Below are 24,233 nucleotides of genomic sequence, written 5' to 3'. Positions count from 1 at the left end.
ATTATTAGTTGATTTGAAAAATTGGAGAAGAACGTAATAACAAGTTAATTTTATTAATTATTCAGACACAGAACTACCATTAAAATCCCATTGCTTTTTTAACTTTTTCCATCTGTTCCTTGGATGTCAATAATTGCAATAGTTTAAAGGCAACTCCTGATGCTGTCTGTGGACAATATGAGGTAATAATATTCTTATCTATTACTATAGGCTCATTAACTACATTTACAGCAAACTCTGCTAGCTGCTTTTGACGATACCTATCGTTCAAATGATAAGTTGTTGCTTTACGATTGTTCAACACTCCACTTTTCCCTAATGGTAAGGCTGCAACACAAATAGTTGCAATAATTTTTCCATCAGCTTCAAATTGTCTAATTATGTTTAAGAACTTTTCGTCATATGCTTCTTCATAGAATCCATACTCCTCAAACCCTCCTGGAATGGCCAATGCATCATATTCATCAACTTTTATATCATCTATTAACCGATCTACCAATATAGGAATATTAAAAGTACTCATTACCTCTCTGTTAAATCCACAGGTTTCAACTTGCACATCATATCCATAATCATTCCTTGCCCAACCCAAAACATCCACAAAAGCACTAAACTCCATGGTTTCAAAGCCCTTGGCTAAAAGCAATAATGTTTTCATAATCTTCTCCCCCATTTTACAATCAAATTCTTACAGCCTAAAATCCTGTAAGTACTGCTTAATCAAATTATTTAATACTTACTTAGGCATATATTCATTATACAGTTATAAACCATCATATTCCATATTTGTTTTATATAGTTACAATCTTGTAATTCCATCTACTATTTCATCAAACCTACTATGAACTTATGGTGAAACTTCTTACCTACTATGCATTTCTAAGTTTATGTGTCTATCTATCAAGTAAATTGAAGGCATTGACCATATACTCTTCTTAAAAATATGCCACTTCAGTCTGAAATCTATTTTCAATTTTCCTCTAGGTTGTGAAAGAGAATTTTGAGATTATGAAGCTGTATATATATTCAGCTCTATATTGGTATGTATTTAAAAAATGTTGTTATAACTCTTGCCCTATAAAATGTTTAATACCTTAACTAAAAATCATTAAGTATTGTTAAGACTAAAGTTATAAAGCTGCTATAAGAACTATTTAGTAAAATCTAAGATAAATCTTATAGCTTTACTGATTGTCCAATTTGTATTTAGGCATTTTATAAGGATATACATATCTCTAATTGTGTTGAATTTTAATATTTATTAGAAAAACTGTTAGCTACAGCCCGCATATATATGTTATACTTTGTAAAATATGTTATAATAATCATTAAAAAAACAAATATGATGAGTAGTAGTAGTTTATTAAGAAGTAGTACATCTATAGATAAACTACTTCTTATTAGAATTTATCAAAATAAAGATTCGTACAAGCATCGAAATATTTATTTGGAATCCAAGGATTGAAGTAGTTTATCAGTTCAGAGGAATAGATAAACCACTTCAATCTAATAAAACTAAGTGATATTTTTGTTAACTATTAATGGGAATTGAATTGTAAATACATATTTCATTTGGAACTGGTTTATCTATATAAAGAAAGTATTTGGAGGATTTAAAATTGAAAAAAGAAGATTTATGTAAATCAATTTTTGAAGTAGCACATTTAGAGGGAACTTTTAAATTAAGGTCTGGGCAAATTTCGAATGAGTATTTTGATAAATATTTATTCGAATCTAATCCAGAAATTTTGAAAGCAATTGCTAAGCATCTCGCTAAGCAGATACCAGAAGGTACCGAAGTTTTAGCCGGTTTAGAGATGGGCGGAATTCCAATAGCAACAGCCTTATCTATCGAAACAGGCATTCCAGTAGTATTTGTAAGAAAAAAAGCTAAAGAATATGGTACATGCAAGCTGGCAGAAGGAATGGACTTTAGAAATAAAAAAGTATGCATTATAGAAGATGTTGTCACAACAGGTGGCCAAATATTATTAAGTGCAGAGGATCTAATAGGCTTTGGGGCAAAATTAGAAAATGTTTTATGCGTTATAGAGAGAAACCCTGAGGGAAGAAAAAAACTTAAAGAATCAGGCTTGGAGTTAAAAGCACTCTTCACAATGGATGAATTAAAAGAACACAAATAAATTGTTTTCACCATAAGAACCCTTTATATATCTTTAAGTACAAGCTATTTTCAATACTATATTAAAAGCATAGTCAAAAAAATTACCACAGGAATCCTTATCCAGTGGTAATTTTCAAATAAGCGTCAACTGGTCTAAATCATTTTGCACAAATAACTCTATATTCTTTGAATAAAAATAAAGTAACTCTTCTTTCATACATACTTTATTTATTGAACTGTATTAATATACTCATCTAAACGGATAACTTTAACCAATGAATTACCTGTATTTCTTGTGGCATCTGTTCACAATGCTCATAAGACCTGTTAAGGTTTTCTTGCAAGCTGCAAATCTATGGTATCATAAAGGGTAATCTCTCCTCCATAATTGTCAATTGCATTCTTTATTTTACTAAAAAACTCTTTTCGCTTAGTTTCTTCTATTGCTATGTGGTCTGAATATGTTCCAAGAAGATGTATATACTCTTGTGAAGTAAAGGTTCTTGTTCTGTGATATAATTTGTATTTCACATCAATAAATCCATATTTTTTACTGATATCAGCTCTTTCTTTACACTGTTTTTCGCTATATTCTGGTGAAGGGGGCACAGCTGGCATATATTCTGAATATACCTCTTGCATAGCGATATGCATAGCTTCTTTTCCTTTATCTTTGTAGGGATGATTAGCAAAACGAGCAAATATTCCCCCGCTTTTTAACATTTCATATACCTTTGTATATCCTATTTCTTCAGGTATCCAATGAAAAGCAGAAGCTGAATAGATCATATCGTATGAATTAGGTGGACATTGATAATCTTGAAAAGCAATATTTTTGATATTAAAGTTTCTATATTTACTGAATTTTTGCTTTGTGTACTCTGCTAACTTATCTCCAAGTTCTATAGCCGTTAAGGAACAACCTTTATCAAGGATAGGTAAGGTAGCTTGCCCTGTTCCAATACCTACTTCAAGCACCTTACTTGATGAATTGATTTGCTTATATTGCATAATATCTTCATATAATTCTGCAACATAAATTGGTCTCCATTTGTCGTATTCAGCATACACATCATTAAATGTCGTTTCTAAGCCTTCAATTATAGACATTGATCTCTGCCTCCTCATATATAAATATTAATTACTGGAAAATAATTAAAAAGTTCAAACTTATATTTGGTTTCCTATGCCCAAAAACTTTTTACAATGAGAATAGAGTTTCCTCTGTGAAGTAAAAACTGATTTATTTTCCAACCTTCATTCCAACTGTAACACCAGTCATCATTCCCCCAAATACGAAATACGAAGTAGTTGGTACGTCAATTATGTAAATTCCTAATACTCCTATTATCAACATAACTAGTAATGTAGCGCAAAAACTAAAGAAGGCTAACCATTCTTGTTTTATGTGTAGGCTTAAACTAATTCTACTATTCATATTATATTTTTCATTAATTTTTACATAAATCACCTGACTTATTGTTTAGGCTAATACCATTGGTAATAGCCTATATAGAAAATCATTCATAATCTTTCATCCCCCTAAGTATTTCGCACCTGTAAATCATGTATTTTAGCTCTCTAAAGGAATACTATTTGAAATTTACTCGCTACGATATCCATATATGACCTAATTATATCATATTTTCTAAATTTTATTAATCTTTAACTCTATCTTTTATTACAGCAGCTTAACAAAGTATTTAATTTTACTATCTATTAGTTTAAATTAGCTGTTATTAGATATATATGGATTTTACCATAAATCAATTTTTTAATTTCTCTGGCTTCTGAGGCGAGATTTAGAAAGTATAAACTGTTATTCATAGTGGTGCAACCAATTATATTGCCAAATACATATGCTTGTTTAAATTGAATAGACTCTTCATTACAGAAAAAGAAAGCATAAAGATTAAAAGCCTAATAATAGAATCTCATAATCATATAAAATTAAAGACTTTTCATATAGGAAAGTTTCTTATATATAATTACTTCAATCCCTTTAATAGCATTAAATATTAATCATATAATAACCCATTAATTTAAATATTTAGAATTCAAACTATAAAATGGTATAATATAAGTTATCAAACCAATAGAGGTACTTATATGAAAGCCTCATTAAAATTTTTCATCTTAATTATTGTGATGAGTTGCTTTATTTTAACAGGTTTAACTAGTAGCAGCCCTAAATATAATCACGGTAATTTAACCTTTACTAAAGACGTTTCTTCTGAAATAAGTAAAGGTAATAATAAATTTCCTATAAGCTTGCTTTATTATCAACACTATTATTTATTAAAGCCATTATCTAAAGGAGGGACTTGGAATGTTTGAATTAAGTGTATTGAATGCTTTTAAAACTGTAGGCTCATTTATTTTTTATCAAGATACACTAGTATTTATGATTGGCCCAGACAACACAGGGAAAAGGTTAGGCATTATGCGGCTAGGCGGCCATATAGAAAAGGATGAAAGCTTGCTACAGGCCTTAGAAAGAGAAATTAAAGAAGAAGGGGCAGTTGAAGTAAGCTTGTTTAATGCTCCAAATACATTTTATAAAGCCAATTGGGCAGATACCAATTACTGCGACATATCAAATAAATTACAATGGGATATTAAGCCATTAATTATAACTGGAGATAACTCTCGTTCAACCGCTGTTTTTCTATCACATACTGAGGAAGAACCCAAACCATCGTCAGAAGCTCATGGATTGATATTCCTAAAAGAAGATGACATAAGGTATATTTGCACAAAAAAGCTTCATTTAATAGATTTTCTAAACAGTGGAGGGAAACTTATTCAGCAGAAAGAGCTAGACCTTAATATGGAAATATATGCAGGTGTTCACCTTTCATTTTTAAATAAACTTATGGAAGATGATAATAATTTGATTCATAGCTATTTTACTGGGAGTTTGCCAAAGTAAGCTTTTTTCCCCTACTCTGTAGTTTAAATTATATCGCTCGCGAAATGTGCCTTACTTTACTGCTTGCAATAAAAAAAGCTTCACCCACATTTTTTTAATACATTCGCATATAGTAATTCTAATTAATGAGGTTCACTCTCTAATGCTTACTATATGGTGGTATTCAGTATCATGTAGCCAAATCACCTCAAATGAATTGTAAAAACTATCTAGAAAATATGAAGCAGCTCTCACCGATATATTGTAATAATATGTAGACAAAGTTATAATGGACGTGTTCCAAATCTATATTCTAATGGACAATATTAAAATATAGCGTGGTTAGAATTTCATTGTGTGACTTTAATATGTGGAGGTAATTATGGAAATTAATAAACTTATTCCTGCTCCTGAAATTAGAAACTGGACAGGTCCCTTTGATGATACGGAATATTATCTTAATTTAGGAAAGGAGCAGGCAGAAAAAATCATTCAGTGGCTATCTATTAAGCCTGAGCAAAAGATACTTGATATTGGATGTGGCTGTGGAAGAATAGCCATTCATTTTTTGAATTACTTAAATGAGCAAGGCAAATACATCGGAATAGACAGCAATAAGCTACTGCTTTCTTATTGTGAGGATAACATATCTACAGTAAATAACAATTTTCAATTTGAATTTGTAGACGCTTACAACGGAGCATATTCAAGAGATGGAAAATTGAAATGCCAAGATATTGTTTTTCCTGTAGAGAATGAATCAGTGGATACTGTGATAATGTGGTCTGTATTTACTCATATGTACTTGGCAGATATAGATGCATATTTAAAAGAAATTCATAGAGTATTGAAAAAAGGCGGTCTTTTTATATCTTCTTTTAATTTGTATAATAAATTTATAGAGAATCAGATTAAAACAGATAAGGCTTATTTGAACATAAACTATAAGATAAACGAAGCTTCCTATACTTTAGATAAGGAAACTCCTGAAGGTGGTTTTGCTCATGATGAAGAGAAGATAAAAGACCTTTATTGGGAAAATGGATTTTTTATTAGGGAAATAAAATATGGTATTTGGTCATCAAAAGAGCTTGCAGGTGAATTCCATGATTGCATAATTGCTGAAAAATTGGAAGATTGTTTACTACCAAAATAAATTTATAATTTTCATATGTTTATCATTATAGGCGAGCAATTTCACCTATAATTTTTTTTGCGATATTTACCTTATATTAAACATAGTCTTTATTTTAAAGCATTAAGTATGCTTATATATAAAGCCCATCCTTAAATACTACCTTCCCTGCTGGATTTATAAAGAGAATCCCCACCCAAAATTATTTAATATATTCGTATTTAGTGTTCTAATTAATATAGTTTACTCTCTAAAGCCTACTTCAGTTTGGTATCTACTATTCTTAAAAATTATATAAACTAACTTTATTTGAAACCGTCTTTAACTTCTGCAGTTATAAAAAATCCCACCCACATTTTTTTAATACATTCATATATAGTAGTTCTAATCAATACGCCCACTCTCTAAAGCTTACTCCAGATGGTGATCAATTATTATTCAATATTGACAATATCTTCAAAAGGTTTAAAATGAATGTATGAATAAATAATAAAATTATTCATATATTTCACACAAAATAATAAGGTGGTGTTAAATTTGCCGCGAGGATTTAATGATACTCAGAAAGAGTTAATCAGAGCTCAACTTATAGATAAAGGAAAGGTTTTATTCACTAACTTAGGGCTAAAAAAAACTAGCATTGAAGATTTAACAAAGGCTGTAGGTATAGCTCAAGGTTCATTTTACAATTTCTTTTCTTCGAAAGAAGAACTCTATTTTGAAATACTAGAGCTTGAAGAAGCTTTAATCAAATCATCGTTAATTGAAGGTAGTAATTGCTTAAAGGGAACTCCCCAAGAAATACTAAAAGCTTTTCTCACCTCTCTCTTTGAATTGGTTGAGAACAATGTATTTATGAAAAGAATGCATATGGAAAATGAAATGGAGATACTTATTAGAAAACTGCCAAGTGAAAAATTTATTAACCATAAAAAGAATGACTTCATTGACTTTTTGCCTTTGATAGAGAAATGGATTAAGGATGGCATTATAGTTGACAAGTCTCCAGAAATCATATCCGGGTTAATTCGCTCAGTTCTAACAATATCTTTCCATAAAAATCAACTTGGTGTTGAAACCTACAATCAGTCTATTAAGCTTTTAATTGATATGTTATCAGAATCACTAACTAGAAAGGAGCTTTAATAAATGATAATAGATGGTCATGCTCATGCTGCTGGAGACTTTTGCAAGGCTCTTGATATTATAAAAAGCCTAAATGAAAATAATGTAGATTATGTGGTGCTAGCTAGTACCCCTCAACTCAATAGTAACAAAAACCAAGACTTATCCTTTTTCTCTAAATTTGCTGAGAAGCATCCTGAAAACTTAATATATTTTACTAATACCATTGTGAAAAAAGTGAACGCTTTAAATAGAACTTCTAAGAAAATAGAGTTTGGAAATGAATATGTTCATAATTTGGTTAAGCAATATCCTGATAGAATACTTCAATTTTATTGGATTGATCCTGCGGAAGGAAGCATATTGACAAAGCTAGATGAGAAATATGACCGGTATAACTTTAAAGGCATAAAATTGCATCAATGCATTAACAAATTTAATTTGAAGGAAAACTATATGCATGAAATATCTGATTGGGCTGCCAGTAAAGATCTGCCTATATTTATTCACCTTACTTCCAAAAAAGATGTTATGGATATGCTTCAATTAATTAGCCAACATAGAGACACAAACTTTATTATCGGTCATTTGATTGGTTTAGAAGTTTTTATGGAATCTAATGTAGTGTTTCCAAATGTATTTTTTGATATATCCTGCCCACAACTAGTCCCTAAAACTAAGATTTTAACTTGCGTAAATAAATTTGGTGCAGAAAAAGTAATTATGGGCTCGGATACTCCCTATGGCAAAAATAATCTTAGCAACGTAATTTCTAACGTTAAAAGCCTAGCCATATCAAGCCATGAAAAGAAGTTGATTTTAGGTGATAATATGAGGGATCTATTAAGATTATAGTCATCTAAAAGTTTTTACTGAGGAGTTCAACTATATTAAATAAAATAACTTTCAGGGTTAAATTCATATAAATCAGTAAATACATTATTATAAGAATTTATCCTTATAGCTATATAGTGAACTCTATTAGTAGAATATCAGTGCTTTATCTTATACTTTTAGTAACAAATTCATGCATTCTCTCTGATTTGAAGCCTAATTTTTCGTATAAAAACCTTGCTGGATTTCCTTTAACAACCCATAGTCCAATATTTTTAAAGCCTCTATCTAGCAGCTTATTAACAGAATAGCTAACTATCTTCTTGCCATATCCTTTTCCTTGCATGTCTATTCTTACTGCAACTCCGTCTATTTCATTGTCCTCCAGTATAGTAACAGCTACAATGTTGTTATCCTCTCTTAGTACAAATATGTTCTCTGAATTTTCTCTATAGTAATTTTTTTGTTTCTCACTTTGAACGCTCAAGGTAGATTTTATTCCTACAAATAATCGCATTTTATGAAAAGCTTCACTAAGGATTTTTTGACACTTGTAATAATCCTTATCATCATAATTTGTGATACCACAATCATCTAAGGACACTTTATCACCAGTATAAACCATATAGCTTGAGTAAAACCAGCTCTTGTATCCATTCTTATACAAAAACATTTTCTCTGATTTATTATCCTTAAAATCGCATACTATCTCCTCTACTCCAGCATTTCTCATATTGTTTTCCAAGGCTTTTAAAAGCTTAGTTCCTATACCTTTTCCTCTCCTTGCTGGCTTTACATATAATGTCATACTGCTCTTTTTATCAGCACCAGTAAATGCTCCTACAGCAAGCACTTCACTTTCAGCTTTTATGACCAACCCATATTGTGGAAATAGATCTAATGTAGCAATTATATCCTTTCTTACAAAACTATCTTCTACAATAAGTTTTTCTATCTCCTGCTTATAATCATTTTTATACTGCTCAATATAAACTGCCATTACTCTCTCCTAATCTCAATTGTTTTATTAAAGAAATACCTATCTTTGATTTAGAATCTATTATTAAAACTATGCTGATTTTTAAGATTATCCTTTGAAAAACAATTCATTACAAAGTGGTACATATATAAATATTATCATAGCCCACCTCAAAGCCTATAGCTCAAAGATTTTTCTTAAATAAATATGAGTAGTTTCTTATCCTGCTTCACTATAAATCACAGCTATTTTACTACTGGAAACTCATTAATTATATTTATTAGATATATACCACTTAACTCGGAGATCTTTAATTTACTTAACATATATCATATGTTTTCAGAGAAGTTTTTAAAATAGAGATTTCACAAATAAGAGTCATAGTTATAGTTTTCCTTCAGATATATGAAGTATATCGTAGACTATTCCTTCTACTAATTTTTCAGTATCTAAGGCGTCTAAAAAATAAAACACACTATATTTCCACTTGTCAGGGCTATAGATAACTATATACTCTGCATTTTTAATTTTGGCAATTTCCTCTTCTACCTTATTCTTAAAATTATTAAGACTATGTTGTAATCTTATTTCTCTTGTTATCTCAAGTACATATTTGCTATCTTTAATTTTGCTAGTTGTTGTATCAATCAATGGTATTCCTACATTTACCTTTTGCCAACCAAAAGAAGCTATTATATTGTCATAAAACCCATTGAACAAGAACTTATTTATTCCATTGCTATCCTTCCAAAGGTATAAAGGACAATAACTATTTTGCAAATTACTGTTTTTGCCTTTTTCTGTTGTTAGGTATAACTTAAACTTTAAGTCTTCAAAACCATCTGTTTTATAGCCGTTGTTTTTAACTCTTTGTCTTATTATATTCATATCATAATCACTAGGTAGTACTATTTTATATTGTGATGCTATCATTGCTTTTTTCCTCCCTTTTTGTTTTTACTTGCTTTATGCATATCTAAAATCTATGGGACCTGGATTTTTAAATTAAGTAGTCATGCCCTATGAGCAAGCTATTAGCACAAGCTCATTAATGCATAAGAATCACTGACAACTTAATTTCAACAGGGCAATTTAACAGAGCCTCAAATAAGTATTACTCAAATTCTCTATCTTGCCTCATAATAGTTTTTACACTTACAGTTTAACTCTCCATATTTAAATTGTATAATACTTATAAATAATATTTCATATCACTAATAGTGATGGCAAGAATAATTTAGCTTCAATGAAAGGTTTCTATACTATGGAAATTAATGATTTAAAAATATTTCAAACTGTTGCTTATGAAAGATCTATATCAAAAGCTGCTTTAAAGCTTGGCTATGCACAGTCAAACATAACCATGAGAATTAAGCTGCTTGAACATAGGTTGAACACTACCCTATTCATAAGAAACAATAAAGGTACAATAATTACTCCTAGCGGAGAAAAATTGCTTACATATGCAGATAAAATTCTTCAGTTATTTGATGAACTTGATGCTGAGTTTGTTCCTGATAAGCTTCATCCTACTATTAAAATAGGTGCTACTCAGACTATTTCTGCAGCCATTTTACCTAAAATATTTTCATTATTCTACGCCGAAAAGCCTGAAGTGTCTTTAACATTAAAGACAGAAAAACAAAAAATTCTGCTAGACATGCTTATGGAAGGTGAATTAGATGGGGCTTTTATATCTGGTGAGTTTTCCTCTTCAAAAATTAAAGAAGTTTTTACTTTTAAGGAAGAGCTTGCACTAGTATCTTCTAAAGAAATTACTGATATTAACAAGTTAACTTGTCCAGTAATAGTAGCTTCAGATATAGATTGTCCTTATCGTAAGCTACTGCAAAAATGGTTAGTTTATAGCAATTCTAAGGCTCATATTCTTGAATTTGACTCATTAGAATCTATTATTAGAAGTATTGGAGAAGGTTTAGGAATATCCCTTCTGCCTAAAAGTATTTTACCAGAAAGCAATAAGTTTTTTATTTACGACTTAGAGGATGGTTTTAGTGAGTTAGAGGTTAGGTTTGTAGTTAATAATAGCTTAAAAATGAATGGTGTACTTAAGAGCTTTATTAATATATCAAATAATTATATATTCAATTCAAAATGATTAGTATTTGCAATAATTTAGTTCTAGTATCTATTATCAAAATAATGTTGAGATTAAAATAAAAAATTTATAACAATATACTTTACCTACAAAAAAACATCCATAGCTTTATTAAAAATAACTATGGATGTTACTAACTCGTTTATATTTTTAGATATTTCCTTTCATCTCTTATGATTCTTCTACTCAATTATTGTACTAAAATAACTTTAACCTGGTACTAAAGCTCCGTCACCAAGTCCTCCGTCTCCTTGACTCTTATAATTTTATTATTCTATCGCAACAGTTTGCAACATAAGAATCATGAGTAACAATTATAATTGTTTTTCCTTGTTTATTAAAGTCTTTTAACATTTGAATAATTACAGCTCTATTTCTTTCATCTAAAGAGCCAGTAGGTTCATCTGCTAATACAAGTTCACATTCTTGCAAATAAAGCTTAAGCATTGCTATTCTTTGCTGTTCACCACCGCTTAACTTATATACAGGTTTGTCTTTTAGACTCTCTAATTTAAGCATTTTTAATGCTTCTTCAATTTTATTATTTCTCTCTCTCTTAGACAATTTCTTATATTCTAATACGATATTTAAATTCCATTTTACAGTTTCATCTTCAACTAAGCCATAATTTTGAAACAAATATCCTATTTTATTGCGCCTTAATAACATTGCGTCCTTTGAATATATATCAACATTTTTTTTATCAAATAAATATAAATCTCCGCTAGACGGCTTTGAAATCAGTCCTATAATATTTAGTAAAGTAGTCTTTCCTCTGCCGCTTTCACCAACAATAGCTATCATTTCTCCTTTTTGTATAGAAAAGCTAATATCGTCGATTACCTTATTATTATCAAACTCTTTATTTATTTTGTCTAATCTCATAACTTCCATACTAGCATCCCCCGTTAATTATCTTATATAAATCGTTAACTATTATTTTTCTATACAGGACTAATAGCATTATCAAATCATATGCAATAAATAATAAATAATAAATAAAATTTATTTTCAAGATGTATAGCACAATAGAACCGGCTATCATTATTACTGTTGTTATAATATTAGCGTTCAATATCTTAATAGCACTATATCCTTGAATATACTGTGCTCCATATTTTTTACTGTTCACAACCATATCTATATAGTTTGATATATAAACAATAAATAATAATACTAGCACAAATAGAAATATAAAAATATTTGCTTGCTCCATTAAAAATTTATAATTACTAATCTTCATCTCAAAAGGTCTCAGCATAGTACTTGCATTATAAATCTTGTCCAAATTATAACGTATTAGCATACTCTTAAATTGGTCCCTATCGTTTAACTTAAAGGCAATGCTACAATTTGTAAGATTGTCATAATAAAAGCTACTTTTAAAACTTCCATTATCTAAAATTATAATAGAATCGTGAATCACTATGTCTGTTGTATCTTCATTATAGATAGAGCTTAATATATTGTATTTTATACCATTGGGTATATAAATAATTTGTATATCCTTTATATTGTTCTCACTGATTTCTGAATCATCTTTTGAAATATTATTTAAATATAGATTATAAGTCTCTATATATGCAGCTTTTATTTCTTTTTCATCTTGCTTATATTTCTCTGGCACCAATATTGTTGGAATACTTTGATTAAAATTCCAATCTATCTTTATTCCAGTATAATCCTCTATATATTTTCTATTTAATATAAGTTTATTTCTTTCATAAGAGTTAACCATTTGTTCTCTTGTTTGGCCTAACTCCTCCTCAAAGGATTTATCTTTCAAATATGGCGTAATTAAATCCTTCATAACATAAGCTTTATCTTTATTTTCAACATACATCTTTTTGACATTATTATGTGCTTCAGTAAGTTCTTTCTTATTACTCCGAAGCCTATCATATTCATCAGAATTAAAACCATTAGAAGTATACATATTATTCAATGCTTTATAAGTATCACATTTCTTATAAAGTTCTTGCAAATTTCCATAGTACTTAATAGACATATTAATCGAAACCGTAATAAAAATAATCAATATAATTTTAATTACATGAATTATATAATTGAGTCTTGAAGAAAAAACCTTATTTTTTAATGCTGCAATGATGTCCATCCCTTTTACATACCTTTGAAGCAACAATATCAGTAAAATATTAATGCTACTTATAATAATAAGAAACAAAGTTAAAAATACTAAATATCTCAAGGAAAGCTTATTATTAAAATAATAGTAAATTGCATATCCACAAACTACTATTGCTATACAAGCGCTTTGTATTTGAACTGTTTCCTTAATATTAGTAAAGACTATTTTTACTGGGGAAAAACCAACCAACTTCTTCACTGAATTTACCTTATATCTAAATATTGTATATATGTATATTATTGCAAAGGTGATAATACACAGTATAACAAATTGAAGAGCATTTTGTTTCAAAATATCGCTATAAGCTATTTTTTGATTTTCTACCATCTTAATATTTATTCCGATTTTTTGTGAAAGCATTTTTATCTGCCCTGAGGGTAAATTAGTAGAAAACAATCCACTACTATCTACAAAATCATCTTGAGTCATTTTAAAATATCTATAAATATTATTTGATACTCCGACAATCTTTTTTATTGAATCTATATCTGTATGATAAATATCATAATAAATTTTATCATTACCAGATATAGGAGTTTTCACTATTTGAAATTTAGCATTATTTGCTGTAAGCTCCTTATATACCTTTAATAAATTTTCACCTTGTGTATCAGATATTTGATACTGAGTTAAAGAAGTATCCCCAATATTATTAAGACCATATATTTCATATATAGAATTGTTAAATACATAGGAGAATATTAACATTAAACCAACTAAATAAATAGCGTATATTTTTTTCATAAGCAACCTCTTTGATATTCTTATTTTATGTGAAGTAACACATCCTAAACTTACGGAGTTATAAGAGACTAAAAAGTTGCTGCTATATGGCTTATTCAACTTTTTAGTCTTATTAATTATTATACTTATTTCATTAAGTTTCTATATCTTAATATGCTGCTCCCCAGTTCTGATTAGTATACTCGGTGATATTAAGTTGTTCATAATCATAATATGATGTTTCATTTGTATACCAGTGTCTATCTTTAGATATAGATGCTGTTCCATAATGCCATCCTGATGAATATGTTGATCCTCCAACTTTAACACTTGCTTTACAGCCCCAAGCCTTGCCATCACCTTTTGTATTCCTAAATGGGGTCTTTGCATCATATATTTTGCTATAAACTTGGCTGTCAGTTTGTCCACCTTCATATCTTAATGCACCGCTTTCAAGATCTAATGCGTATGCTATAACTACAGGTACAGCCAAACATAAAACTGCTGAAAGAATTGCTCTTTTCACTTTTTTCATTTTCATTTCTCTCCCTTAAATTATATTTATATTATAATTTAGCGGCCACCAAACTTTAATACCTTTTTTTTACATTTTAATTATACGTTATTTCCCATAAGATGTAAATACTATTTTTACACTTATTCTTAATATAAGATACATTTACATTTATATTCTACTGTTATGAAACATTACTCGTATGTTTTATTACTTTTAATAGAATTTTCCAACCAATATGGAATCGATATTTGATGCTAATTGCTATATTGAAAGATGTAACCTTACACTCCAAAACTTATCTTTATAGCAAATTAACAACTTTTAATTAAAATTCAATGCGAAAACTGTCAACGGTACAATCTTATTTAATGTACGTACTGCTTCGCTAAAAACATCAAAACATTTTGTCGAATTTCGTAACTTATATTTACCTCCTCGAATATTATGTTACCAAAGGTACAACGCCTTTTATTATTATGGAGGGATAATTATGACTTTTTTTGATCAGTCACTTGCCGATTTGCAGGCTATCAAAAGCAAGCGTGATCCAGATGATTATAATATAGTATTCTTTGGGGACAGCTGGGTTCAGCGTAGCACAGGGAGTGATGTTAGGTTTGTAAGCAATGATATTTTCCAAGTAGCTATGCAAAGAGCAATGATATTTTCCAAGTAGCTATGCAAAGAGCAATGGATTTTAATCCTTTACTTTTTTTGTATGGTGGACACGGTGCCTTCATAAGTACAGAAGATAACCTTAATTTCCTAGTTGAAAAAATTAAAAGTTTAAATAAAGATAAAAATGGCGATACAGTGCCTTTTTTTATGGTTCCAGGTAATCATGATGCCGCAAAATTGGGTAATACACTTTCCTTGGATAACTACAAGGAAATTATTGGTCCTGACGATATTCATTGGTCCATTGATTTGCCTAAGTTCAGACTGAAGCTGATTGGGCTTAATTCTTTATATCATTATGTTTATAACGAATATGGTCTGACTGAAACTGAACTAGACTTCTTGAACAACAGATTAAGAAGTACTATGTGCACTTCCAATGTTTTTGTCAATATGCATGTTCCACCAAGAGAACCGCAGCTTGATTGGCTTGGAGATGATGCCTTTCCAAATGGAAGAGGAAGATTGGAGTTTTATAAAATAGTAAGAAACAGAGTGTCCAGAGTCCTTATGGGACACATTGATGATTTTCAACTAGCAGAATCTCATGGTGTTAAATTCGTTCTTTCTGGTGGGGGCGGAGCAACTCTTAATGTAGGTGCTCGCTTTCATATAGTTGTAATAAATGTTAGAAGCTGTGGTAAACACAGTATAATCACACAACAGTTTGTTCCAGTTGGCTGGCAGAGAGCAACCGAGCCTGTATCCCCATAAATAGTAACTTCACTCAAATAATCTATAAGATTCTCAGAGCAAAGTATTAGTAATGACAACCCGCTTAGCAGGTGTTTTTCTTTAATCACCAAAGAATAAAATTGAAAGGTGTCCCATTAAATATAGGACACCTTTCCTTCTAAATGGCTTTTTATAGATTTTGCAATTCTCCAATGATTCTTTAGTAGATCTTCTCCTTCTTAATTTCCATGCTTTCTCTCTACATTATCTTCATATTATCCTCTGGACTTGGGACGAAAGCTCCGTCCCTCTGTCCCATTCTTATCACTGAATAATGCAAAGAGTATGCCTGGTAAAAGAATTAGCGAGCTGATTTTAAATGTAAAACTAAAGGCTTTAACAGTATAAGTCAAAAAGGTAGCTTGGATATTAGGTGCTATTTTTTTGATTTCCTTATTTTGAGCTTCTTTCATTTGGGTTTCTTTACTTTGAACTCCTTTATCTTGAACTTCTTTATCTTTAGCTTCAAAACTTGCTTTGATCTTATTTTCAGAAGTGGCCTGAGAAGATGCTACAGCAGCAGTTCCTTCTTTATCATTTTTGTTTAATATTTTGGAAACATCTGCACTTTTATCACTACCTGATTTTATAGAATTAATTATCTGCCGCTTGGTTTCATTGTCGAGCACAGTGTTATTTTGTATTGTTTTCACAACAGAGTTTTTAGCATCAGACATTTGGGTAGTCATATTTGATGTAAATATGGTTAAAAACAAGGCAACTCCAAGTACAGTTCCAAGTGTTCTCGTCATGTTATTTATCCCTGAAGCCATTCCTATTTTATCTACAGGAACGTTAGACATAATAGAACCTATTAGTGTTGCCATACTTAAACCAGTACCAGAACCAGCAACAATTAATCTTAAAATAATATCTATATTGGAAGAATGTTGAGTAAGAGAACTATTTAAGTAGCATGAGACGCAGAGTAAAAAAATGCCCAATGCGCTAGTAAACCTGCTGCCTACTTTTTTTGTCAAAATAGGAGCTACTAATGAAAAACACATTGAAGTTAAGGACATAGTTGAAATGATAAGTCCTGCTGACAATTGATTTAAGCCCTTGATCTGAATCAGGAAAAAAGAGAGCAAGTAGGTACCAGACATCATACCAAGTCCCAGTAAGAATAGAGTAATTGAGCCGTTTGTAAAGGGTAAGGATTTGAATAAACTAAGGGGAAGCATAGGTTCTTTAACTTTTAACTCGATAATAACAAATAGTATAAGCGCTATAGCAGAAACCGCAAATAAGGAAAGTGTAAAACTTGAAGTCCAGCCTTTTTCATTAGCCTTCATCAAGGCGAAAGTTAAGCAAAACATAGCAATTGAAATTGTTATAATTCCTCCAAAGTCTATACTTTTACTTGCAGTTGGATCATAAGATTCCTTTATGAATTTCATAGTTAATAGTATGCAAATACAACCTATAGGTATGTTTATAAAAAAGATATATCTCCAATTAAAAAATTGAGTTACAATACCGCCAATGGATGGTCCACTTGCTGCAGCAAGCCCTGAAAAAGCTCCCCAAAGTGCCATAATAGTTCTTCTCTTTTCCGGTGGAAATATTTCAACAGAAAGAGGCATTGCAATAGTCACCACAAAAGCTGCTGCTAATCCTTGAAAGGTTCTAAATAATATGAGGGCCTGAAGAGAACCTGAAATACCACATAGCAGTGAAGATATGGTAAATAGAAATACTCCTCCAATAAACAGTTTTTTTCTGCCAAATTGATCTGCTAGTCTTGAAGCAGTCACTAAGATGACTGCGGTAGCTAGATTATAGGAATTTACTACCCAAGAAATATGATCCATAGTAGTATTAAAGTATTGGGTCATTTTAGGCAATGTGATATTTACCACAGTTGTATCTAATAGGGCCATAAAGAAGCCTAAGATGATAGCTACAAAAGAAATGTTTTGATGTTTTTTGTTCATAAATCGATCCTCCTAAACAATATATTAATATATAATAAAGTACTATAAAGTATAGTAATGCGGTGAAAAAAATCTCTCCTAATATAAAGATCTATTAGAGACATTAAAGTATTAATTATAGTAGTCAAAAACTTTTTCAGACCATTTTTCCAAAACGTTATAAACTTCGTTATATAAATCTAGTATAAGAAATTCAGAACCAGATCTTTCCTTGTGTTGTTTTTCATAATTATAAACTGATTCCACAAAAGCCCTACGCTCCTCTGCCTTCTCTTTGAAATTGCTGAGGTATTCTTTTCTTTTTTCATCTGGCAAATTTTCTATATTAACCAAAAACGCATTAAACTCCAAATAAATATTACCTATATTTTTTGAACTCTCTTCCATTAGTTCATTGAAGTATAAATTCCCTTTTTCGTTTAGTGAATATAGTGTTTTTTCAGGCATTTCGCCTTCTTTAACAGTTCTTGAATCTAGATATCCGCTATCACATAGTTTAATTATATTTTTATAAATTGACGGGGTACTTATTTTTAGCCACTTATTAAGATTCCAAACTTCAAACTCTTTAACCATTTCATAGGCACTTTTCTCTTTATTTTTCAAATAGCCAAGTATTATTAAATTTATTGAAGACAATTTAATCACCACCATTTATTATACTACTATATAATATAGTAGTATAATAAATATTTGTCAATATAGAAATTTATAACATTATCATCGAGTTAGTAAATATTTTCCAAATTTTTAAAGGACCTTAGAAGGTCCTTTAGTTCGCTTATAATAATTATTGTAATTTATTAAATTTACAATTGCTTTTTATTAAGCTTTGAATTACGTGAATATTTCATAAGGTCTATAGCACTTCCAATGCCAATACCAGTAATCATCCCCCAATCAATATGTTTAAAGACAGCACCAAAAATTATTCCTAATGCGCAACCATAGAACATCCCACTACTCATTGTATTATGCTTTTTAATTGCCATGCTTACTTCTCCCAACTTTATAAAATTATTACATATATTATACACCATTTAAATTTATTTTCTGTCTCAAAATTTGAAATAAATTTATTGGCTTGTATAATTAATAAACAGTAGTAAATCCTCATACCCATCGATTTAGCTAATTTTTTAACTCATGATATAATTATTTGCAATGTTTATACCATAAACTTTATTTTAAGCTTCACTTTTTCCTATTAGTTCAATAACCTTAATATTAGGATTTGTATATCGCTTTCTTTTTATGGTTTTATTCCCCCATTGAATGGCCTGTACAGGGCAATATTGAATACAAGCTGTGCATTGCTGACAGTTATGTTTCCATGTTGGTTTATCCTTATTAAACTGTATATTGTTAACTGGACAAATCCTTTCACATAATTTACAACTACTGCAATTATCATTAACCCAAAAATCTTTGTCTCTTAAGTGAAGGTTTTTAACTATCTTGTCTGTTGTCTTAATAAAAGCTCTATCAATTAATATATCAACTACTAGTTTACTTAGTTCACATTTACAGTTTTTTCTTTCTTTTATTATATCAGTTATTTTCTTTACTTTTTTCTTTTCTCTTTGGAAAAGCTTGTTTTGTCTTTCAGTAGAATCTGGGCCATATGCAAAAATATTATTTCCTGGCATGTGAATTAAAAAGCCAGAATTTAAAGTTATACCTTTGCTTTGCAATACTTTTTTCAATTTACTCAATACTTCAGCAGGCGCTCCCCCATGGGTTGCTACTGCAAAAACATAGCTATCTTCACTAATCTCAAGCCTTTCTAACACTCTTTCTAATATCAATGGTAGCCGTGCATAAATTACAGGAAAAACTATTCCAAATACTTTCCCTTCAATTCTTATCTTCTCTTCTGCTCTAATTGAAGATATATTACACAGCTCCAAATCTCCTAGTTCACTATTTATATCCTTAGCCACCTGCAAGCTGTTACCTGTCCCTGAACAATATAAGATTGTATCCTTATCTATTACCATAAAAACCTCTCCTTTAATATTCCTCCATTATTTTTCACAATGAAGATCTTAGTTTTTAATGGTATTATAGACCAGGTACTATAGTACACAGTCAACACTTATTTCTTAATATAGATTTGCAAGTCATTGCAAGCTTCCATATCTTCCGATGATAAAGTTTTGTTGACTTTCTCAAGTAAGCTCTTTTTTTCCTCTAATTCATTGATTTTTATATTCAATTCATTAATTTTACCCTCAACCATTGTTATGATATCTTCAATGCTTCCACATAATATTTCACCATGTATTAATATACTGATTTCCTTCAAGGAGAAACCGAAACCTTTAATTACCCTTATAAATCTAATCATTTCTATATCTTCTTTTGAATAGATCCTATATCCGTTTGTATTCTTTTTTGGCTCAGAAAGCAAACCAACTTTTTCATAATATCTTATTGTCTCCTTGTTTATCTTTAATTCCTTTACTAGATCCCCAATAGTATATTCATCTTCCATATACATCTTCCCCTTATTTCAATAATGTCAGCTTCTTTGTAAATATTATACTATAGACTTCATGGTTTGCTTATTTAGAAATAATTTTTTCATACTATATATAACCTTTTTGTTCATAAAGTGGCACTTAAGCTCCGTCCCCCTGTCCCTTTAGCACCTCATTAATGCAGTTATCTAACTTAAAATCTTCATTTATACTTGCATCCTTAACATAAATATCTGGTTCAGTCATGAACTCGTCGTCACAGGTTCCTTCTGAGTGTGTACCAAGAGATATTTCGAATTTAAATAGGAATGCACTTTTAGGTAACATTAGTGTGGTTGGCCCTATTCCATTGTCCCCTCCTTTGGTTTTCTCTCCTACCAAGGTCGCTAATTTACTTTGCTTACAGAAAACCGCTAAGGATTCTGCTGCAGAATACACTGATTTATCAACTAATAAATATATCTTCCCTTTATAATTTATTGAAGCTTTAGGATTTATCTCATTTACATCGGTTTCATAATATTTAAAATCACTCAATACTTCTTTAGGGATATTAGGAAGCTTGCTTACTAAATCTTTTGTTACTATACCTATGCCTTTTAAGTCATCGCCATAAGTATATTTTAAGTAATCCTTTGAAATGTCACCATCTCTATAAAAGTTATACCTTGTGCTGGAAAATGTTTTATTAATAATCCTAGGAAATAGAACCTTCTTCCAATAAGAATCCGTTCCGCCTCTGTTTCCTCTTATATCGATTATTAAACTTTTGTAGTCTCTTACCTTTTCCAAATACTTGTTAACAACCTCTTCATCTTTCTGTATATTACTATCATCAAATGAGTTTATACGTATATAGCCAACCTTATCTTCAACTATATATTTAGCAATAATATTATCATTTCCAGCATTTTCACTGGATACTTGCTTATCATTGTCCTTTGGTTTATCAGAATCAATATTTAAATTATTAGTATCTATATTGTTTCTTTCAAGAAAAGTTTTGTTTTCTATTATCTTAATTGTATTTCTCTCATGCCAATTGTTTTTGTGATTTTCTTTCTCTAATTTATCTTTATTTTTCAAAAGCGCTTTGATATCTTCAGCATTTACTTTATACATAGTGGTATGTGGATTATTTAAATCCTCTAATATTCCTTGTAATACCATGTAAAAGTCAGTATCATTGTCAGTTTCTTTTATTCTTTGCATATAAAGTTCTTTATTCTTTTCCCAATCTATATTATTGATTCTTTTGTTAACCTGTAAAAAAGGATAGTTTTCTTCTATTCCCTTATATAAATAATTAAAATCCTCTATTTTTTCCTCTTGGGATAAATCCTTAATTATTTTGTTATTAGGATAATCTTTACTTACCTCTTTACCAATCTTCACATTCTTAAACATAACAACAACAAGTGCCAGTGCTATTATCATAAATATTGTTATAAAAATTAAATATCTTCTATTAGCTTTATTTCTTAAGATAAATTCCGTATTAATCATCACCTTTTTGAGGATTTATATAATCCTGTATTAGTCTCTAATATATATGCTAATAAAATTTGTTACCCCTGATTTTATACTCACATTAACTCTTTGTTTAAACAATTCACTTTTTCTATCAATCACCTAAAACACTATCATATTTACCTTAAACTGTAAACATAGATAAGCAGCATGGTTCTTACTCTCATTATTGACTTAAAATACTATAAGGCAAATACCTTCTATACTAGGGGACTATTTTTTACTATACTTCTTAAAAAGCTATTATTGGTGAGTTTAGCTGAAAAAATTAAGAACATCCATAGGTTCACTATATCAACCATGGATGTTCTTAATTCACTTATATTTTCACAAATAATTTCTTTCTTTAGTGAGTCTTTCTAACTTATTAAGGTTGTCTATTAATTGATACTTGGGACAAAAGCTCCGTCCCCCTGTCCCGAAATTTTTCAATGTCCTTTTCAATTAGCTTTAATGAATTTCTCCAAAAATCTATTGAATGTACATCTATACCCATTATTTTTGCAGCATCAGAAATGTTATTGGTGCTTGTCGCACTTAAAAACTTATCATATTGGGCAACAAAGGATTGTCCATTTTTTATAAATTCAGCATATAAACCTTTTGAAAACAATACTCCAAAGGAATATGGAAAGTTTAAAAATTCATTTTCAGCCATAAAGTATCCTGGTTTATTCATCCACATATAAGGATGAATTGTTTCGGCTTCAATACTGTCTCCATAGGCTTGTTTCATGCAACTAATCATTATCTCATTTAATTCTTCCACAGATAAAGAACCTGATTTCCTTCTTTTGAGCAATTCATTTTCAAATAAATATCGGCCATAAAAATCTATTAGATAATACAAACTATCAGAAATGCTGCTTTCTAAAATTACTAAGGCCTCATTACTTGGTAGTTTCTCTATTAATTGATTATTTAATATAGTTTCACAAAAAACTGATGCTGTTTCTGCAATTGGGGTAGAATATTCAGTATTCAACATGGTTTGCCTATAAACCTTAGAACCATGGTATGCGTGTCCTATCTCATGGGCTAATATACTAACATCAATAAATCTCCCATTAAAATTAGCCATTATCCTACCTTGTTGTATTGGAAAAATATCTACTTCTAGTGCAAAATTGCCTTTACCTCTTCTTGGCTCGGCATCAACCCATTTATCCTCGAAGGCCTTTCTTGCAAAGCTTGCAAGCTCCTCACTGAAGTTTTGAAAGCTTGATATTATTAGCTCCTTAGCTTCTGCATAAGAAACTTCTTGATTACTATCACTAATAGGCACATATATATCATAAAAAGGAAGCTTAGATTTATATCCTAGCATTTCAGCTTTTTTCTCATAAAACTTGCGAAGCACTGGCAAACTTTCCTTAATAGCTGATATCATGGTGTCTAACGTTTCAGCATCCATTCTTGAGTTAATAAGAACTTTCTGTAATGGTGACTTGTATCCTTTAGCCTCATATATAGTTAGTGCTTCTCCGCTAATTCCATTTATACATTTAGCACAAGCCTTAGATAGTCCTTCGCATAAATCAGCTTCTTTAAAATAAGCTTCTTTCCTTAGGAAACTATCCTTATCATACAGCATATTTTTAAGCTGAGAAAGTGTGAAACTTTCCACTTTTCCTCTGATAGTAATATCCTCTGTAGTAAATGCTGTTAACTCCATATAGTATTTTTCCCAAGCACTAGATCCCGAATTCTTCAGCTTGGCAATAATTGCTTCCTCTTTTGCACTTAATAAATATTTTCCCTTTAACAAAAGCTCTTTGAGATAGAATTCATGCTCTACTAAATATTCTGTTCTACGTATTACTTCATCTAAATCTTCAATAGTCTTAAGCCACCTGCTAAAGCTGACAAAGACTTCTGTTAACTCAGAGTTTTTATCTTCAAGCTCATCAAGAATATTCGCAGCCTCAATATTTTCAAAGTCAGCATTCATAAGTAAATATGCATAAGAAGATATCTTACAATATATTTTCTTATATTCATTGTTAAGCCTTAAGAATTGTTCAATTTTTGATACTATATCTATAGTATCTGTCCATTTATCAACCTCGAGACTTTTTATATCAGCTATATAAGCCTCAAGCTGCTTCATATCATTTTTAAACTCCTCAGAATCCAAGGACGTATATATATTATCTAAACTCCACGCTAAATCCATTAATAAGCATCTCCTTTATAAGAACAGTATTAAGTTTTAAATTATAATCAAATTTTCACCTACATATTTAAAACACT

At 30.0% G+C, this 24,233-nt stretch carries 24 protein-coding genes; 9 read left to right on the top strand and 15 right to left on the bottom strand.

The genetic code is table 11. From position 1 onward, the window contains the following. Positions 1-79 precede the first annotated feature (79 nt). Entirely contained in the window at positions 80-658 is a 579-nt protein-coding gene (locus tag C1I91_RS11695) for a DJ-1/PfpI family protein (protein WP_128213039.1), read from the bottom strand. Between the two features lie 961 nt (positions 659-1,619). Between C1I91_RS11695 and pyrE the strand changes: the two genes are divergently transcribed. Then, positions 1,620-2,144 carry an orotate phosphoribosyltransferase gene (gene pyrE, locus C1I91_RS11690; RefSeq protein WP_128213038.1) on the top strand — a complete coding sequence of 175 codons (525 nt, stop codon included), beginning with the start codon at positions 1,620-1,622 and terminating at the stop codon, positions 2,142-2,144. A 308-nt stretch (positions 2,145-2,452) separates the two neighbouring features. Here the strand turns inward: pyrE and C1I91_RS11685 are convergent, their stop codons facing one another. Continuing rightward, the gene (locus C1I91_RS11685; RefSeq protein WP_128213037.1) at positions 2,453-3,235 is read right to left on the bottom strand and encodes a class I SAM-dependent methyltransferase; all 783 of its coding nucleotides are present in this window, start codon (positions 3,233-3,235) and stop codon (positions 2,453-2,455) included. Between the two features lie 133 nt (positions 3,236-3,368). Beyond that, positions 3,369-3,563: a hypothetical protein gene (locus C1I91_RS11680; protein WP_128213036.1), complete on the bottom strand. Its 195-nt coding sequence runs from the start codon at positions 3,561-3,563 to the stop codon at positions 3,369-3,371. A gap of 671 nt (positions 3,564-4,234) precedes the next feature. Between C1I91_RS11680 and C1I91_RS11675 the strand changes: the two genes are divergently transcribed. From C1I91_RS11675 to C1I91_RS11655, 5 genes are all read left to right on the top strand, one after another. Continuing rightward, entirely contained in the window at positions 4,235-4,462 is a 228-nt protein-coding gene (locus C1I91_RS11675; RefSeq protein WP_128213035.1) for a hypothetical protein, read from the top strand. Next, on the top strand, positions 4,455-5,057 hold the full coding sequence (locus C1I91_RS11670) for an NUDIX hydrolase (RefSeq protein WP_128213034.1): 603 nt from the start codon (positions 4,455-4,457) through the stop codon (positions 5,055-5,057). The genes C1I91_RS11675 and C1I91_RS11670 overlap by 8 nt, the downstream gene beginning before the upstream one ends. A 361-nt stretch (positions 5,058-5,418) precedes the next feature. Further along, positions 5,419-6,192, top strand: coding sequence for a class I SAM-dependent methyltransferase (locus C1I91_RS11665; protein ID WP_205694306.1), 774 nt, complete (start codon positions 5,419-5,421; stop codon positions 6,190-6,192). Between the two features lie 516 nt (positions 6,193-6,708). Next, the gene (locus C1I91_RS11660) at positions 6,709-7,317 is read left to right on the top strand and encodes a TetR/AcrR family transcriptional regulator (protein ID WP_164880509.1); all 609 of its coding nucleotides are present in this window, start codon (positions 6,709-6,711) and stop codon (positions 7,315-7,317) included. A gap of 3 nt (positions 7,318-7,320) precedes the next feature. Beyond that, positions 7,321-8,151, top strand: coding sequence for an amidohydrolase family protein (locus C1I91_RS11655; protein ID WP_128213032.1), 831 nt, complete (start codon positions 7,321-7,323; stop codon positions 8,149-8,151). Positions 8,152-8,296: 145 nt separating this feature from the next. Here C1I91_RS11655 and C1I91_RS11650 read toward each other — a convergent pair whose 3' ends face one another. Beyond that, positions 8,297-9,130: a GNAT family N-acetyltransferase gene (locus C1I91_RS11650; protein WP_128213031.1), complete on the bottom strand. Its 834-nt coding sequence runs from the start codon at positions 9,128-9,130 to the stop codon at positions 8,297-8,299. Between the two features lie 363 nt (positions 9,131-9,493). Further along, positions 9,494-10,042: a DUF4865 family protein gene (locus tag C1I91_RS11645; protein WP_128213030.1), complete on the bottom strand. Its 549-nt coding sequence runs from the start codon at positions 10,040-10,042 to the stop codon at positions 9,494-9,496. Positions 10,043-10,373: 331 nt separating this feature from the next. On the opposite strand from C1I91_RS11645, the gene C1I91_RS11640 reads away from it, so the two are divergent. Beyond that, the gene (locus C1I91_RS11640) at positions 10,374-11,228 is read left to right on the top strand and encodes a LysR family transcriptional regulator (RefSeq protein ID WP_128213029.1); all 855 of its coding nucleotides are present in this window, start codon (positions 10,374-10,376) and stop codon (positions 11,226-11,228) included. Positions 11,229-11,486: 258 nt separating this feature from the next. On the opposite strand, the gene C1I91_RS11635 is transcribed toward C1I91_RS11640, so the two are convergent. The 3 genes from C1I91_RS11635 to C1I91_RS11625 form a co-directional block, all read right to left on the bottom strand. Continuing rightward, positions 11,487-12,122, bottom strand: coding sequence for a putative bacteriocin export ABC transporter (locus tag C1I91_RS11635; protein WP_128213028.1), 636 nt, complete (start codon positions 12,120-12,122; stop codon positions 11,487-11,489). Position 12,123: 1 nt separating this feature from the next. Continuing rightward, a complete protein-coding gene (locus tag C1I91_RS11630) occupies positions 12,124-14,121 on the bottom strand; it encodes a hypothetical protein (RefSeq protein ID WP_128213027.1) in 1,998 nt (665 codons plus the stop codon). 148 nt (positions 14,122-14,269) lie between these two features. Further along, on the bottom strand, positions 14,270-14,635 hold the full coding sequence (locus tag C1I91_RS11625; protein ID WP_128213026.1) for a hypothetical protein: 366 nt from the start codon (positions 14,633-14,635) through the stop codon (positions 14,270-14,272). A 472-nt stretch (positions 14,636-15,107) separates the two neighbouring features. Here C1I91_RS11625 and C1I91_RS28890 point away from each other — a divergent pair, with 472 nt between their 5' ends. Together C1I91_RS28890 and C1I91_RS11620 are read left to right on the top strand one after the other, a co-directional pair. Beyond that, complete coding sequence (locus C1I91_RS28890) at positions 15,108-15,293, top strand: hypothetical protein (protein ID WP_238475982.1); 186 nt, start codon at positions 15,108-15,110, stop codon at positions 15,291-15,293. A 2-nt stretch (positions 15,294-15,295) separates the two neighbouring features. Then, positions 15,296-16,009: a metallophosphoesterase family protein gene (locus C1I91_RS11620; RefSeq protein ID WP_238475981.1), complete on the top strand. Its 714-nt coding sequence runs from the start codon at positions 15,296-15,298 to the stop codon at positions 16,007-16,009. Positions 16,010-16,245: 236 nt separating this feature from the next. Here C1I91_RS11620 and C1I91_RS11615 read toward each other — a convergent pair whose 3' ends face one another. The 7 genes from C1I91_RS11615 to C1I91_RS11585 all read right to left on the bottom strand — a co-directional run bounded on the left by C1I91_RS11615 (position 16,246) and on the right by C1I91_RS11585 (position 24,156). Further along, entirely contained in the window at positions 16,246-17,967 is a 1,722-nt protein-coding gene (locus C1I91_RS11615) for an MFS transporter (protein WP_128213025.1), read from the bottom strand. Positions 17,968-18,078: 111 nt separating this feature from the next. Continuing rightward, positions 18,079-18,606, bottom strand: coding sequence for a PadR family transcriptional regulator (locus C1I91_RS11610; RefSeq protein WP_164880508.1), 528 nt, complete (start codon positions 18,604-18,606; stop codon positions 18,079-18,081). 170 nt (positions 18,607-18,776) lie between these two features. Beyond that, positions 18,777-18,959, bottom strand: coding sequence for a hypothetical protein (locus C1I91_RS11605; RefSeq protein WP_128213023.1), 183 nt, complete (start codon positions 18,957-18,959; stop codon positions 18,777-18,779). A 195-nt stretch (positions 18,960-19,154) separates the two neighbouring features. Beyond that, a complete protein-coding gene (locus C1I91_RS11600; RefSeq protein WP_128213022.1) occupies positions 19,155-19,967 on the bottom strand; it encodes an EFR1 family ferrodoxin in 813 nt (270 codons plus the stop codon). Between the two features lie 98 nt (positions 19,968-20,065). Then, positions 20,066-20,464: a MerR family transcriptional regulator gene (locus C1I91_RS11595; protein WP_128213021.1), complete on the bottom strand. Its 399-nt coding sequence runs from the start codon at positions 20,462-20,464 to the stop codon at positions 20,066-20,068. A 127-nt stretch (positions 20,465-20,591) separates the two neighbouring features. Next, on the bottom strand, positions 20,592-21,956 hold the full coding sequence (locus C1I91_RS11590) for a S41 family peptidase (RefSeq protein WP_238476036.1): 1,365 nt from the start codon (positions 21,954-21,956) through the stop codon (positions 20,592-20,594). Positions 21,957-22,347: 391 nt separating this feature from the next. Beyond that, entirely contained in the window at positions 22,348-24,156 is a 1,809-nt protein-coding gene (locus C1I91_RS11585) for a M3 family oligoendopeptidase (protein WP_128213019.1), read from the bottom strand. Positions 24,157-24,233: the final 77 nt, after the last annotated feature.

The sequence above is a fragment of the Clostridium manihotivorum genome, from assembly GCF_004015185.1.
GTDB lineage: Bacteria > Bacillota > Clostridia > Clostridiales > Clostridiaceae > Clostridium_AR > Clostridium_AR manihotivorum.
Note: the sequence above shows the minus strand (reverse complement) of the source record. Positions and strands in the feature narration are given on the sequence as shown.